11 protein-coding genes, 1 tRNA gene and 1 pseudogene are annotated in these 14,447 nt (G+C 58.5%); 11 read left to right on the top strand and 2 right to left on the bottom strand.

Annotated elements, in window-relative coordinates; all coding sequences use genetic code 11:
- The first annotated feature begins 60 nt into the window (after positions 1–60).
- The gene (gene metF / locus MC269_RS18020) at positions 61–957 is read left to right on the top strand and encodes a methylenetetrahydrofolate reductase (protein WP_081137890.1); all 897 of its coding nucleotides are present in this window, start codon (positions 61–63) and stop codon (positions 955–957) included.
- A 28-nt stretch (positions 958–985) separates the two neighbouring features.
- Here the strand turns inward: metF and MC269_RS18015 are convergent, their stop codons facing one another.
- A complete protein-coding gene (locus tag MC269_RS18015) occupies positions 986–2,587 on the bottom strand; it encodes a gamma-glutamyltransferase family protein (RefSeq protein ID WP_239953228.1) in 1,602 nt (533 codons plus the stop codon).
- 523 nt (positions 2,588–3,110) lie between these two features.
- Here MC269_RS18015 and MC269_RS18010 point away from each other — a divergent pair.
- The gene (locus MC269_RS18010) at positions 3,111–3,404 is read left to right on the top strand and encodes an HTH-type transcriptional regulator (protein WP_033754453.1); all 294 of its coding nucleotides are present in this window, start codon (positions 3,111–3,113) and stop codon (positions 3,402–3,404) included.
- A gap of 42 nt (positions 3,405–3,446) precedes the next feature.
- Here MC269_RS18010 and MC269_RS18005 read toward each other — a convergent pair whose 3' ends face one another.
- Positions 3,447–4,040: an HD domain-containing protein gene (locus MC269_RS18005; protein ID WP_081137894.1), complete on the bottom strand. Its 594-nt coding sequence runs from the start codon at positions 4,038–4,040 to the stop codon at positions 3,447–3,449.
- 63 nt (positions 4,041–4,103) lie between these two features.
- Here MC269_RS18005 and MC269_RS18000 point away from each other — a divergent pair, with 63 nt between their 5' ends.
- From MC269_RS18000 to dppF, 9 genes and pseudogenes are all read left to right on the top strand, one after another.
- Positions 4,104–4,568, top strand: a complete 465-nt coding sequence (locus tag MC269_RS18000) for a MarR family winged helix-turn-helix transcriptional regulator (protein WP_239953227.1) — start codon at positions 4,104–4,106, stop codon at positions 4,566–4,568.
- 89 nt (positions 4,569–4,657) lie between these two features.
- Positions 4,658–5,086, top strand: a complete 429-nt coding sequence (locus MC269_RS17995; RefSeq protein WP_081137898.1) for an organic hydroperoxide resistance protein — start codon at positions 4,658–4,660, stop codon at positions 5,084–5,086.
- 243 nt (positions 5,087–5,329) lie between these two features.
- A pseudogene (eptB, locus tag MC269_RS17990) lies at positions 5,330–7,003 on the top strand (kdo(2)-lipid A phosphoethanolamine 7''-transferase); the annotation flags it as partial.
- A gap of 131 nt (positions 7,004–7,134) precedes the next feature.
- Positions 7,135–7,211: transfer RNA gene (locus tag MC269_RS17985), tRNA-Pro, on the top strand.
- A 1,050-nt stretch (positions 7,212–8,261) separates the two neighbouring features.
- Complete coding sequence (gene dppA, locus MC269_RS17980) at positions 8,262–9,872, top strand: dipeptide ABC transporter periplasmic-binding protein DppA (protein ID WP_081137902.1); 1,611 nt, start codon at positions 8,262–8,264, stop codon at positions 9,870–9,872.
- A gap of 299 nt (positions 9,873–10,171) precedes the next feature.
- Entirely contained in the window at positions 10,172–11,191 is a 1,020-nt protein-coding gene (gene dppB, locus MC269_RS17975; protein WP_081137903.1) for a dipeptide ABC transporter permease DppB, read from the top strand.
- A gap of 9 nt (positions 11,192–11,200) precedes the next feature.
- Positions 11,201–12,103, top strand: coding sequence for a dipeptide ABC transporter permease DppC (dppC, locus tag MC269_RS17970; protein WP_081137904.1), 903 nt, complete (start codon positions 11,201–11,203; stop codon positions 12,101–12,103).
- Between the two features lie 11 nt (positions 12,104–12,114).
- Positions 12,115–13,101 carry a dipeptide ABC transporter ATP-binding protein gene (gene dppD, locus MC269_RS17965; RefSeq protein ID WP_081137905.1) on the top strand — a complete coding sequence of 329 codons (987 nt, stop codon included), beginning with the start codon at positions 12,115–12,117 and terminating at the stop codon, positions 13,099–13,101.
- Positions 13,091–14,113, top strand: coding sequence for a dipeptide ABC transporter ATP-binding subunit DppF (gene dppF / locus MC269_RS17960; RefSeq protein WP_081137906.1), 1,023 nt, complete (start codon positions 13,091–13,093; stop codon positions 14,111–14,113). The genes dppD and dppF overlap by 11 nt, the downstream gene beginning before the upstream one ends.
- Positions 14,114–14,447: the final 334 nt, after the last annotated feature.

Raw genomic sequence — 14,447 nt, 5'->3', positions numbered from 1 at the left:
TAAACGTATGGATGTTCGCAGGTAAAAAATTAACCCGACGTTTTTGATGAGGTAAGCAGGATGAGTTTCTTTCATGCCAACCAGCGCGAAGCGCTGAATCAGAGCCTGGCAGAGCTGAACGGGCGCATTAACGTCTCATTCGAATTTTTTCCGCCCCGCACCAGCGAAATGGAAGAGACCCTGTGGCACTCCATCGATCGTCTCAGCAGCCTGAAGCCGAAGTTCGTCTCCGTCACCTACGGCGCCAACTCCGGCGAGCGCGACCGCACCCACAGCATCATCAAAGGCATTAAGGATCGCACCGGTCTGGAAGCGGCGCCGCATCTGACCTGCATCGACGCCTCGCGCGACGAGCTGCGCGCCATTGCCCAGGATTACTGGAACAGCGGCATTCGTCATATCGTGGCGCTGCGCGGCGATCTGCCGGCCAACAGCGGCAAACCCGAGATGTTCGCCTGCGATCTGGTTTCTCTGCTGAAAGAGGTGGGCGATTTCGACGTCTCTGTCGCCGCCTATCCCGAGGTGCATCCGGAAGCGAAAAGCGCGCAGGCGGATCTGATTAACCTGAAGCGCAAAATCGACGCGGGCGCCAGCCGCGCCATCACCCAGTTCTTCTTTGATGTGGAAAGCTACCTGCGCTTCCGCGACCGCTGCGTCGCCACAGGCATCGACGTCGAGATCGTGCCGGGCATCTTGCCGGTGTCGAACTTTAAACAGCTGACGCGCTTCGCCACCATGACCAACGTGCGGGTGCCGGGCTGGATGAACGCCATGTTCGCCGGGCTGGACGACGATGCCGAGACGCGCAAAATGGTTGGCGCCAATATCGCCATGGATATGGTGAAAATCCTGTCGCGCGAGGGGGTAAAGGATTTCCACTTCTATACCCTGAACCGCGCGGAAATGAGCTACGCCATCTGCCATACGCTGGGCGTGCGCCCGGTTATCGCCGCCTGATGCGGTCTGCCAGGCGGCCCGGTTTTCGCTAGAACACCACCGCCTGACCATCCTTGCGGCTCTCGGTCGCCGCAATGTAAAACCCCTGCGGATCGCGCACAATCGCCTGCGCGCCGCCGAAGTGATAGCCCTGCAGCGGATCCTCCAGCGTGACCTGATGGCCCAGCCGGCGCAGCGCCGCCAGCGTATTGCGGTCAAGCGCGGCTTCGAACACCACCTGTCGGCCCTGTTCAACACGCCAGCGCGGCGCGTCGATCGCCGCCTGCGGGTTCTGTTTGTGCAGCATAATCCGCAGCGCCAGCTGCAGATGGCCCTGCGCCTGCATCGGCCCGCCCATCACGCCGAACGACATCAGCGGCGCGCCCTGCGCGTCGAGCGCGAACGCGGGAATAATGGTGTGGAACGGGCGCTTGCCGCCCGCTACCACGTTGGGATGCGACGGGTCGAGCGAAAAGCCCGCGCCGCGATTCTGCAAACTGATGCCGGTGTCAGGCACCACCACGCCGGAACCAAAGCCCATAAAGTTCGACTGAATAAATGAGACCATCATGCCGCTGGCGTCCGCGGTGCTGAGATAGACGGTGCCGCTCTGCTGCGGCGCGCCGAAGGTGAAGTCGCCTGCGCGCTCAGGATCGATCAGCGCCGCGCGCTGGCGCAGATAGGGCTCGCTCAGCAGCCGCTGCGCCGGGAACTCCAGATGATCCTCATCGCTGACGTAGCGCTCAAGATCCACCAGCGCCAGCTTCATCGCCTCAATAGAGAGGTGCAGCCAGGGCACGGAATCGGGCGCATAGCGGCCGATATCGAGTTGTTCGAGAATGCCCAGCGCAATCAGCGTGGCAATCCCCTGGCCGTTAGGCGGCAGCTCCTGCACCGAACCGCCGGCAAACGGCTGCGACAGCACGCTGACCCAGTCAGCGCGGTGGTTGTTGAGATCGGCCAGCGTCAGGGCGGCGTTGTGCTGGCGCGCGCAGGCGGCGATTTTCTCCGCCAGCTCGCCGCGATAAAAACTCTCGCCGTTGCTTTCGGCAATCTTCTGTAGCGTATCGGCCTGCGCCGGATTGCGGAACAGCTCGCCAGCGCGCGGCGGACGGCCATCAGGCGCAAAGCACTGGCGAAAGCCGGGCTGATGCTGAAGCTTATCGAAGCCGCGCTGCCAGAGTTCGCCAATCAGCGGCGAAACCGGAAAGCCGTGGCGCGCGTAGTCGATGGCGGGCTGCGCCAGCGTGGTCAGCGGCAGCGTGCCGAAGCGCGCCGCCAGCGCCACCCAGGCGGACACCGCGCCCGGTACGGTCACCGCTTCCCAGCCGATCTCCGGCATGCGGCTACGGCCGACGAAGCGCTCTGGCGTCCAGGCTGCCGGCGCGCGGCCCGAGGCGTTCAGGCCATGCAGCTGGCTGCCGTCCCAGACAAGAGCGAAGGCGTCGCTGCCGATGCCGTTGCCGGTCGGCTCCAGCACCGTCAGCGCCATCGCGCTGGCGATCGCCGCGTCTACCGCGTTGCCGCCCTGCTGGATGATGCGCAGACCCGCCTGCGCCGCCAGCGGCTGCGAGGTGGCGACGGCGTTGCGGCCCATCATCGGCACGCGATGCGACGCATAGCTGGCGTGAAAATCGAACCGTGAATCCATTTCTGTTTCCTTAACAGGGTGCAGCTGCGCCAGAGAGGGGCATCGCCGCGGTGCAGGGTTCATTCTGTCGTCATCTGAACAGGGTATGAAATATGAAAAAATCACAGGCTTTGCATTGTGGCGCGATTTTTGCCTGATTTTTAGGCAGAAAGGCTTACAGTAGCAGTGTAAACGTTGCGCATTTTTTGCATTTTTTGCGCTTTTTTTAAGCGAGGCGCGGCGGGTTTGCCTTTTGTGATCAAGGGCTTGATTTGCATATAGCAAAAAGGACAGGTTTAGCTAAAAAAATAATCAATATTCACGCAGCAAATCGTCAGGTCTCTATCCATACTTAGAATCCCGGCGAGATGACGCAGTGTTCGGCTGCTTTTTCAGTCGCTGCGCATCAGGCTGTGTCCCGTAAGGGTTTCACTAACAAAAATGATAAACCCTTGCGGGATACAGCCTGCAACAATCGGTGTGTGAACCATTTGGTTTTTACCCTACTTTCACGTGATTCATAGTGAGTTTTAAGGAGTTCTCTATGGAAGTAAAAGATCCTGTTTTTGAATTGCTCAGCAGCCTTGAGCAGATTGTACTGACACGTGATGCAACACCTGCCACAACTGAAATTCAGCTTCAGCCCGCTATGCCAGAGCCGCAACGCCTGCGTGAATTAACCGGTATGAAAGTAGATGAATTTGCCAAAGTGATGGGCGTCAGCGTCTCCTCGGTTAAAAGCTGGGAAGCGCGACGGACGCGTCCTTCTGCCACGGCGCAGAAACTGATGAAATTGCTGCATGCCAACCCCTATCTGGGACGGCAGTTACTGGACTAAAAAGAAGAAAAAAAAGAGAACCCGCCAGAGGCGGGTTTTTTTTTAGCTCAGGCGACTGTATTTTGCCGCCTGCCTGTCGAACCAGCTTTGCGGCACGTTGTAGGGCGGGGCGCCCAGCTGCGCGATGCCCTGTTCGATGCTGGCGCTGGCCTGGCGCCATAGCTGCGCGTCTCCCTGCTTCAGCAGGTCAATCTGAATACGTTTCTCTACCAGATAGACCCGCGCGAAGTGGGGATCAAACCGCACGATAGCGCGCGTGTTGTCGATGATATCGGCCAGCTTGATGGTTTGTGCCTCAGGCGAGGCCTCTGCGGTGTGGCGAAAATGCGCCAGCTTGCGCGCCGCACGGTTTTTCGCCTGCGGTTGGGCGCTGTCGGTGAGCATCTCCACCAGCTGCGCCACGCGCGGACCAAAATGGGCCGCAATGTCCGCCAGCGTGGTGTCGGTGTCCTCTACCGTATCGTGCAGCCAGGCCGCCGCCAGCAGCGCCTCGTCCGCACTGACGCTGCGCACCAGCTCAACCACGGCGGCGGGATGAACGATATAAGGCTCGTCGGTGTATTTGCGCCGTTGACCGGCTTCAGCATGGGCGCGTGTCGCATAGCGTCGCGCCTGCTCTTCCAGAGATTCCAGCATGCAAAAGCCCTCCTGGTGAAAAGTTGCTTGCAATTATCTAGCGCGCTATTTATATTTACTGCCATGAACAGTAACCAAAATGACAAAAAAGCGAAGCCAGCGCCACTGTTGGTCAATCAACAGCTCTGTTTCGCGCTCTATTCCGCCAATCTGGCGATGAATAAAGTCTATCGGCAGCTGCTGTCGCAGCTCGATCTCACCTATCCGCAGTATCTGGTGATGCTGGTGCTGTGGGCGCAGGACGATCTCACCGTGTCGGAGATTGGGGAGCAGCTGTTTCTCGACTCCGCCACGCTGACGCCGCTGCTGAAGCGGCTGGAGAGCGCCGGGCTGATTAACCGCCAGCGTTCGCGCCAGGATGAGCGTCAGGTGGTGGTCACGCTGACGGAGCAGGGCCGGGCGCTGCAAAGCCAGGCGAGCGCCATTCCGGAGACGGTACAGTGTGCAACGGCCTGCGACGACTCCACGCTGCTGGCGCTGAAGAACGAACTCGATTTACTGCGCGACAATCTGAACCGGTCGCGTTGAGGATCTGCCGGGCGCTCGCGCCCGTTGAAACAGCTGCTACACTTATATTAATCGCGTACGATTAAATCGTTTAAAAAAGAGAGGAAGTTATGTCTTTAGAGAAAGTTGTTTATACCGCAAAAGCCAAAGCCACCGGCGGCCGTGATGGTCGTGCAACCTCTTCTGACGGCGTGCTGGACGTGAAGCTGGGCGTGCCGAAAGAGATGGGCGGCGCAGGCGGCGAAGTCACCAACCCGGAACAGCTGTTCGCAGCCGGTTACTCTGCCTGCTTCCTTGGCGCCATGAAGTTTGTGGCGGGCCGCGATAAAATCGCGATGCCGAAAGATGCATGGATCGAAGGCGAAGTCGGCATCGGCCCGATCCCAGACGGTTTCGGCATCGAAGCCAAACTGAATATTCACCTGCCGGAGATGGATGAAGCGGAAGCGCAGAAGCTGGTGGACGCGGCGCATATCGTTTGTCCGTACTCCAACGCCACGCGCAACAACATCGACGTGACGCTGAATATCATTCGCTAAGTTTGTACGGGCCCCGATGCGGGCCCGCTCCTGTTTCCTGCTCTCTCTCCCTCTTTTCTGGCCTGTCTGGTTAATTTGTGTTCTACTGAGCCGCCTCGTGAAAGAGCCGTCCGATCCCGTTCAGATTCTTCCTGTTCGTCAAGAAATCGTCATGTCTCTGCGCTAATTAAGCGAACTCTTCTGCGTTGCGGTAGTCACAATAGCGTTCAACATCGTGCTCCAGCCCCGGGAAAACCCTTTAAGATGAATTACATAAAGACCATAACCCAGCAAAAGCTGTCGCTGCTGCTGGCGTTATACATCGGCATTTTGCTTAACCTGCCGATTTTTTACCGTCGCTTTGACGGCTTTTTAACCAAGTCGACCGTGACCAACTGGCTGACCGCAGTGACTGAAGTGATGGCCATTGTGGTGCTGACCTTTTTCCTGATGCGTTTGCTGTCGCTGGGTGGCAAACGTTTGTATCGCGTGCTGGCGACGCTGCTGGTGCTGATTTCCGTCGCCGCTGCCTACTACATGGCCTTTTTCAATGTGGTGATCGGCTACGGCATCGTCGCGTCGGTGATGACCACCGACGTCGATTTGTCGAAAGAGGTGGTCGGCCTGCATTTTGTGCTGTGGATGGTCGCCGTCAGCGCGCTGCCGCTGCTGATGATCTGGCGTAACAATCTCAGCCAGACGCTGATTGAGCAGCTGCGCACGCCCGGCCAGCGTCTTAAGCCGGCGCTGATGATGTTGCTCTGCGTGGCGCTGGTGTGGCTGCCGATCCGCTATTTCGACAAGCTGCAAAAAGCCAACGAAGAGATCACAAATATCGATCTGCCGAGCTATGGCGGCGTGGTGGCGCACTCTTATCTGCCGTCGAACTGGCTGGCGGCGGTGGGGCTGTTTGCCTGGACGCGTATTGACGAGACGCTGGACAGTCAGGAGCTGCTCGATCCGGCGAAGAAATTTACCTATGTCGCGCCGCCGGGCATCGACGACACCTACGTGGTGTTTGTGATTGGCGAGACCACGCGCTGGGATCATATGGGCATGCTGGGCTACGGCCGCGATACCACGCCGAAGCTGTCGAAGGAGAAGAATCTGGTGGCGTTCCGCGGCGAGTCGTGCGACACCGCCACCAAGCTGTCGCTGCGCTGTATGTTTGTGCGCGAGGGCGGCACCGAGGAGAGTCCGGGCCGCACGCTGAAAGAGAAGAATATTTTCGCCGTGATGAAGGAGCTGGGCTTTTCGTCCGAGCTGTTCGCCATGCAGAGCGAGGTGTGGTTTTACGATAACGCGGAAGTGAATAACTTTGCCTTCCGTGAGCAGATTGGATCGGAGCCGCGCAACGCAGGCAAGTCGGTGGACGATATGCTGCTGGTGCCGGAGCTGAAGGCGTCGCTGGATCGTTATCCGCACGGCAAGCATCTGGTGGTGCTGCATACCAAAGGCTCGCACTATCTCTATTCGCAGCGCTATCCGCGCAGTTTCGCGCGCTATCAGCCGGAGTGTATGGGCGTGGATGAGACCTGCAGTAAGGCGCAGCTGATCAACGCCTACGATAACTCGATTCTCTATGTCGACACCATGCTGGACAGCGTGCTGGATCAGCTGCGCGACAAGAAAGCGATTGTGTTTTACGCTGCCGACCACGGTGAGTCGATCAGCGAGAATACCCATCTGCACGGCACGCCGCGTGAACTGGCGCCGCCGGAGCAGTTCCGCGTGCCGATGATGGTGTGGGCGTCGGATAAGTATCTGGCTGATGCCAACAACCGCGCGAATTTCGAGCGTTTGCAGGCGCAGCAGCGCGTCGGCAAGACGCATCGTCACGTTGAGCTGTTCGATACCATTCTCGGTTGTCTGGGTTATACCTCGCCGAACGGCGGCATTAAGGCGGCGAATAACTGGTGTCAGGCGCCGGTTTCGTCGCACAGCGACGCGCGGGATGTGACTGAGAAGCAGCAGAATTTTGGCGGGCAGGCTGCTTTCCAGGCGAACGCGGCTAAACCAGTAAAAAGCGGTTGACGCTGACAGGTGGGCGCAGTAACATGCGCCCCCATCGGTGAGTGGCGCAGCCTGGTAGCGCACTTCGTTCGGGACGAAGGGGTCGGAGGTTCGAATCCTCTCTCACCGACCAGATTTAAGAAACCTGCTTGAAAAAGCAGGTTTTTTTTCGTCTGTAGAATAGGACGCTGTTTTTAAAAACCTGTGCTGTAGGTTTTGCGCCCACGCGGATGGCATGGACGGATCGCAAAGTCGCTGTACGCATCCCTGCGCGCTCGGCCCGCGACGTCCCTGTCGCGGGACGCTTTGCTCTTCCGTCCACGCCATCCGCGTTTAAGCTCCGGTGCGGCCTGTTTGAATTACTGCTGCAGCATCTATCCGTGTTATCTATATTTGCCCTTGTTCCACGTTTTCTCGCCCGGCATTAATTTACTGCTAGACAAAAACTGTTGCGGCCAAAAGCGTTGTTCGCATAAGTTTTTATTAGGCATTAACAGCGAGTATCGAACCATTCCATTACCTCTTTTTCGACAAAATATCGCCTGCGATAATTTCTGCTTTTCTCTGCCGTTTTATGAGAAACCCAACGAAATCCCTCTTTGCCGCCGCCTGAGCGCGTTTCCTTCGATTATTCCCCTTTTTCGCGCGCTATCACGCGCTGCATCAGGCCCAGACGCTTATTTCGCATCACGTTTTTCTTATGACCTTTTTTATCGTCATGCTGATTGCTTATGCCTGTATCCCAGCATTTTCCACTGCCTGGACGCGATAACGCACGCTAAATCGTTCAGTTATTCAACATTTATCGGGTAAGCGCCGCTGTTTTTTAGCGGTGAGAATCACTGTCAATTATCCCCTGGGTTAGTGGGATATCTGGTTTGCTGGCGAAAAGCGCTGTGCAATATCCGGCAATTAAGCGTAAAGGCTTTTTTTTACCGTTGCTTGCTATTCCTCACACTCTGTGTAAATAACTCGCGGCTGTATTGACGTTCATTGCAACTGTTGACAAATTGATGCGTCAATAAAGTTGCAGAAGCGGCGTGATCCGGCAGTTTCCACGGCGTCGGAAAAACACAACAAGAACGCTCCGCACTTTCGACCACGTCAGTGGTCTGCCTGAACCGCATAAAAAAAACAGAGGTCGGGCAATACACACAACAACACATCACAATGGAGCAAAAGCATGATCAACTCCCTGGCCAAATCCAGGATGCTGAAGGTCGGTCTGAGCCTGATTGCTATGACCGTCGCCGCAGGTGTTCAGGCAAAAACCCTCGTTTACTGTTCAGAAGGCTCGCCGGAAGGCTTCAACCCGCAGCTGTTCACCTCTGGCACCACCTATGACGCCAGCTCTGTGCCGATCTATAACCGTCTGGTTGAGTTTAAAATCGGCACCACCGAGCTGCAGCCTGGCCTGGCGGAAAAATGGGACGTCAGCGCAGACGGCAAAACCTATACGTTCCACCTGCGTCAGGGCGTGAAGTGGCAGACCACCAAAGATTTCAAACCGACGCGTGAGTTCAACGCCGACGACGTGGTGTTCTCTTTCGAGCGTCAGCTGGATAAAAACAACAGCTATCACGGCGTCTCCGGCGGCAGCTACGAATACTTCGAAGGCATGGACATGCCGAAGCTGATCGGCAAGGTCGAAAAAGTTGACGACCACACCGTGCGCTTTACGCTGACACGCCCGGAAGCGCCGTTCCTCGCCGACCTCGGTATGGACTTCGCGTCGATCCTGTCGAAAGAGTATGCGGACAACATGCAAAAAGCCGGCACGCCGGAGAAGCTGGATCTGAACCCGGTCGGCACCGGTCCATTCGTGCTGCAGCAGTATCAGAAAGACTCCCGCATTCTGTATAAGGCCAACCCGGATTTCTGGGGCACTAAGCCAAAAATCGATCGTCTGGTCTTCTCTATTACCCCAGATGCCTCTGTGCGCTACGCCAAGCTGCAGAAAGGCGAGTGCCAGGTGATGCCGTACCCGAACCCGGCCGACATCGCCAGCATGAAGAAAGACACCAAAATCAACCTGATGGAACAGCCTGGCCTGAACGTCGGCTACCTCTCGTTCAACACCGAGAAGAAGCCGATGGATAACGTCAAGGTGCGTCAGGCGCTGACCATGGCGGTGAACAAGCAGGCGATTATCGACGCCGTCTATCAGGGCGCAGGCCAGGCCGCGAAAAACCTGATCCCGCCGACCATGTGGGGCTACAACGACGCGATCCAGGACTACGCCTACGATCCGGAAAAAGCCAAAGCGCTGCTGAAAGAAGCGGGCCTGCCGGACGGCTTCTCTATCGACCTGTGGGCGATGCCGGTTCAGCGTCCTTACAACCCGAACGCGCGCCGCATGGCGGAGATGGTTCAGGCTGACTGGGCGAAGATCGGCGTGAAAGCCAAAATCGTCACCTACGAGTGGGGTGAATACCTGAAGCGCGCCAAAGCGGGCGAGCATCAGTCGGTGATGATGGGCTGGACCGGCGACAACGGGGATCCGGACAACTTCTTCGCCACGCTGTTTAGCTGCGCGGCGGCAAAAGATGGCTCCAACTACTCTCGCTGGTGCTACAAGCCGTTTGAAGATCTGATCCAGCCGGCGCGCGCCGAGGCGGACCACAATAAACGTATCGAGCTTTATAAGCAGGCGCAGGTGGTGATGCATGACCAGGCGCCGGCGCTGATTATCGCGCACTCCACCGTCTTTGAGCCGGTGAGCAAAAAAGTCTCTGGCTACGTGGTCGATCCGTTAGGCAAACACCACTTCGAAAACGTCGATATCCAGGAATAATTCCTGCGTCAGGGGCCGACCCGTTCGGTCCCTGAGCGGGCGCTGGCCCGCTCAGACGACGCGCTTGTTCGGCTAACTTCTTCGAATAAACCCAACATCTTCGCGCTGCAGGAAAGCGGCGAGCCAACTCCTCTTCGCCGTTTGTGGCTGCAAGCGTCGGGCGGAGGTCGCCGCGCCTGTAGCGTGAAAGATGACGGTGAAACGCACTTTGCGTCGCGTCCAGGCGCTTGCCTGAACGCGAGTTGTGAGCAATAGATCCCGCGCCTCGTTGCGGCGGGAAACGACTGAGAATCCGGCTTATGCTGCAGTTCATACTCCGACGTCTGGGACTTGTCATCCCGACATTTATCGGTATCACCCTGTTGACCTTCGCGTTCGTGCATATGATCCCCGGCGATCCGGTGTTGATCATGGCGGGCGAACGCGGGATCTCCCCGGAACGTCACGCCCAGCTGATGGCGGCCTTCGGCCTCGACCAGCCGCTGTGGAAACAGTACGTTCACTACATTTACGGCGTGCTGCACGGCGATCTGGGCATTTCGCTCAAGAGCCGCATCCCGGTATGGGATGAGTTCGTGCCGCGCTTTAAAGCCACGCTGGAGCTGGGCATCTGCGCCATGATTTTCGCCGTCGCCGTCGGTATTCCGGTCGGTGTGATCGCGGCGGTGAAGCGCGGTTCCATCTTCGACCACACCGCGGTCGGCATCTCCCTGACCGGCTATTCGATGCCGATTTTCTGGTGGGGCATCATGCTGATTATGCTGGTGTCGGTGCAGCTTAACCTGACGCCGGTCTCCGGCCGCGTCAGCGACACCGTGTTCCTCGACGACAGCAATCCGCTCACCGGCTTTATGCTGATCGACACCCTCTTCTGGGGCGAAGCGGGCGACTTTAAAGACGCGGTGATGCATATGATCCTGCCGGCCATCGTGCTCGGCACCATTCCGCTGGCGGTGATTGTGCGTATGACGCGCTCGGCGATGCTGGAGGTGCTGGGCGAGGATTATATCCGCACCGCGCGCGCCAAAGGGCTGACGCGCATGCGCGTTATCGTGGTTCATGCGCTGCGCAACGCCATGCTGCCGGTGGTCACGGTGATTGGTTTGCAGGTCGGCACGCTGCTGGCGGGCGCCATCCTGACGGAAACCATCTTCTCCTGGCCGGGCCTCGGCCGCTGGCTGATTGAAGCGCTGCAACGCCGCGACTATCCGGTGGTGCAGGGCGGCGTGCTGCTGACTGCGGTGCTGATTATCCTAGTCAACCTGCTGGTTGATCTGCTGTACGGCGTGGTCAATCCGCGCATACGACACAAGAAATAAGGGGGCGTCATGTCTGTTGTTGATCCCGCAAGCGTACCCGCTGCACCCAAGCCGATGACCCCCATCCAGGAGTTCTGGCACTATTTTAAACGTAACAAAGGCGCGGTCGTTGGTCTGGTCTATGTGGTGCTGATGCTGCTGATCGCCATCTTCGCCGGCGCGCTGGCGCCGCACGCGCCCGCAGAGCAATTCCGCGACGCGCTGCTGCATCCGCCGGTCTGGCAGGAAGGGGGCAGCTGGAGCTATATCCTCGGCACCGACGACGTGGGCCGCGACGTGCTGTCGCGCCTGATGTACGGCGCGCGCCTGTCGCTGCTGGTGGGCTGTATGGTGGTGGTGCTGTCGCTGATCCTCGGCGTGGTGTTCGGCCTGCTGGCCGGCTACCTCGGCGGCGTGGTGGACGCCACCATTATGCGCGTGGTGGATATTATGCTGGCGCTGCCGAGCCTGCTGCTGGCGCTGGTGCTGGTGGCGATATTCGGGCCGTCGATCGTGAACGCCTCTATCGCGCTGACCTTTGTCGCGCTGCCGCACTATATCCGTCTCACCCGCGCCGCGGTGCTGGTCGAGGTCAACCGCGACTACGTTACAGCGTCCAGCGTGGCGGGCGCGGGCATGCTGCGTCAGATGTTCGTCAATATTCTGCCTAACTGTCTGGCGCCGCTGATCGTACAGGCGTCGCTGGGCTTCTCCAACGCCATTCTTGATATGGCGGCGTTGGGCTTTCTCGGTATGGGTGCGCAGCCGCCGACGCCGGAGTGGGGCACCATGCTCTCCGACGTGTTGCAGTATGCGCAAAGCGCCTGGTGGGTGGTGACCTTTCCCGGTCTGACTATTCTGCTCACCGTGCTGGCGTTTAACCTGATGGGCGACGGCTTGCGCGACGCCCTCGACCCGAAACTCAAGCAGTAAGAGGCACCGAGATGGCGTTATTAAATGTAGATAAATTATCGGTGCATTTCGGCGACGATAAGGCACCGTTCCGCGCGGTCGACCGCATCAGCTATCAGGTTGAGCAGGGGCAGGTCGTGGGGATCGTCGGCGAGTCCGGCTCGGGCAAATCGGTCAGCTCGCTGGCGATTATGGGCCTGATCGACTTTCCCGGCAAAGTGATGGCGGAGAAGCTGGAGTTCAACCAGCGCGACCTGAAGCGCATCTCTGAAAAAGAGCGCCGCCAGCTGGTGGGCGCGGAAGTGGCGATGATTTTCCAGGATCCCATGACCAGCCTGAACCCCTGCTACACCGTCGGCTACCAGATTATGGAAGCGATTAAGGTGCATCAGGGCGGCAACCGGCGCACGCGCCGTCAGCGCGCTATCGATCTGCTGACGCAGGTAGGCATTCCCGACCCGGCGTCGCGTCTCGATGTCTATCCGCATCAGCTGTCGGGCGGCATGAGCCAGCGCGTGATGATCGCCATGGCGATCGCCTGTCGGCCTAAGCTGCTGATCGCCGATGAGCCGACCACGGCGCTCGACGTGACCATTCAGGCGCAGATTATCGAGCTGCTGCTCGAGCTGCAGCAGCAGGAGAATATGGCGCTGATCCTGATTACGCACGATCTGGCGCTGGTGGCGGAAGCCGCGCACCACATCATCGTGATGTATGCCGGTCAGGTAGTAGAGAGCGGCAAGGCGGGCGATATTTTCAAAGCGCCGCGCCATCCCTACACCCAGGCGCTGCTGCGTGCGCTGCCGGAATTTGCCGCCGACAAAGCGCGTCTGGCGTCGCTGCCGGGCGTGGTGCCGGGCAAATATGACCGCCCGATCGGCTGCCTGCTGAATCCGCGCTGTCCCTACGCCACCGATCGCTGCCGCAAAGAAGAACCTGCCTTACGCGACATTCCGGGGCGTCAGTCCAAATGTCACTATCCGCTGGATGATGCCGGGAGACCGACCTATGAGTCTTGATAATACCAGGCAGGATTACCTGCTGCAGGCGATTGACCTGAAAAAACACTACCCGGTGAAGAAGGGGATGTTCGGCCAGCAGCGTCTGGTGAAAGCGCTGGACGGCGTCTCCTTTAATCTGGAGCGCGGCAAAACCCTGGCGGTGGTGGGCGAGTCCGGCTGCGGCAAATCGACGCTTGGCCGCCTGCTGACCATGATCGAAACGCCGACCGAAGGGCAGCTTTACTGGCACGGTCAGGATCTGCTGAAGCACGATCCGCAGGCGCAGAAGCTGCGCCGTCAGAAAATCCAGATTGTGTTTCAGAACCCCTACGGCTCGCTCAATCCGCGCAAGAAAGTCAGCCAGATCCTCGAAGAGCCGCTGCTGATCAACACCGCGCTGAGCAAGGCGGAGCGTAAAGAGAAGACGCTGGAGATGATGGCGAAGGTTGGCCTGAAAACCGAGCATTACGATCGCTATCCGCACATGTTCTCCGGCGGCCAGCGTCAGCGCATCGCCATCGCGCGCGGGCTGATGCTCGAACCCGACGTGCTGATCGCCGACGAACCGGTTTCGGCGCTCGACGTCTCGGTGCGCGCTCAGGTGCTGAACCTGATGATGGATCTGCAGCAGGAGATGGGCCTCTCCTACGTCTTTATCTCGCACGACCTCTCGGTGGTGGAGCACATTGCGGACGAGGTGATGGTGATGTATCTGGGCCGCTGCGTGGAGAAGGGCAGCAAAGAGGCGATTTTCAACAATCCGCGCCACCCCTATACGCAGGCGCTGCTGTCGGCCACGCCGCGGCTCAACCCGGACGACCGCCGCGAGCGCATCAAGCTAACCGGCGAGCTGCCGAGCCCGCTGAATCCGCCGCCGGGCTGCGCCTTTAACGCGCGCTGCCGCCGTCGTTTCGGCACCTGCGTGCAGCTACAGCCGAAGCTGAAACGCTATGGCGACCAGCAGATCGCCTGCTTCGCCGTCGACCAGGATGAAAATCAGCCGGTCGGTGAAGCGGAAGGGATACGCTAACGTATAAAGGCTCCGTCAGGAGCCTTTTTTATGCGACACTCTTTATGTCGCCTGAACCATTCCGCGCCGCTGCTAAAAAATCCGCCGCAATAGATTATCGCCGCTGACGTAAGCGATCGCCGTCACGCTTTCATTAATGTGTAAATCTCCCGTCAGCCTGGCGTTAAGAAAAAACGCACAAATGCATTTAGCCATAACTGGCTGTGCCATCAGCGATTAAAGCAGGCGCGGCGCGTTAAGTTATTAATTGACGCCTTAACTATTTTACTTAAGACCAATTAATTAATTTATCGATAAAACCGGCAAAAAAGGCTTATGAAGGCTTTAAATGAAT

It is taken from the genome of Pantoea sp. Z09 (assembly GCF_022394795.1).
GTDB lineage: Bacteria > Pseudomonadota > Gammaproteobacteria > Enterobacterales > Enterobacteriaceae > Pantoea > Pantoea latae.
This window is presented reverse-complemented; position numbering and strand designations above follow the sequence as displayed.

Bases quoted from the DNA above. Each gene is read 5' to 3' on its own strand.
- dppC (WP_081137904.1), top strand. From the start codon at position 11,201: ATGTCTGTTGTTGATCCCGCAAGCGTACCCGCTGCACCCAAGCCGATG.
- MC269_RS18005 (WP_081137894.1), bottom strand. From the start codon at position 4,040: ATGCTGGAATCTCTGGAAGAGCAGGCGCGACGCTATGCGACACGCGCC.
- MC269_RS18010 (WP_033754453.1), top strand. From the start codon at position 3,111: ATGGAAGTAAAAGATCCTGTTTTTGAATTGCTCAGCAGCCTTGAGCAG.
- dppD (WP_081137905.1), top strand. From the start codon at position 12,115: ATGGCGTTATTAAATGTAGATAAATTATCGGTGCATTTCGGCGACGAT.
- dppA (WP_081137902.1), top strand. From the start codon at position 8,262: ATGATCAACTCCCTGGCCAAATCCAGGATGCTGAAGGTCGGTCTGAGC.
- MC269_RS17995 (WP_081137898.1), top strand. From the start codon at position 4,658: ATGTCTTTAGAGAAAGTTGTTTATACCGCAAAAGCCAAAGCCACCGGC.
- MC269_RS18015 (WP_239953228.1), bottom strand. From the start codon at position 2,587: ATGGATTCACGGTTCGATTTTCACGCCAGCTATGCGTCGCATCGCGTG.
- dppF (WP_081137906.1), top strand. From the start codon at position 13,091: ATGAGTCTTGATAATACCAGGCAGGATTACCTGCTGCAGGCGATTGAC.
- MC269_RS18000 (WP_239953227.1), top strand. From the start codon at position 4,104: ATGAACAGTAACCAAAATGACAAAAAAGCGAAGCCAGCGCCACTGTTG.
- metF (WP_081137890.1), top strand. From the start codon at position 61: ATGAGTTTCTTTCATGCCAACCAGCGCGAAGCGCTGAATCAGAGCCTG.
- dppB (WP_081137903.1), top strand. From the start codon at position 10,172: ATGCTGCAGTTCATACTCCGACGTCTGGGACTTGTCATCCCGACATTT.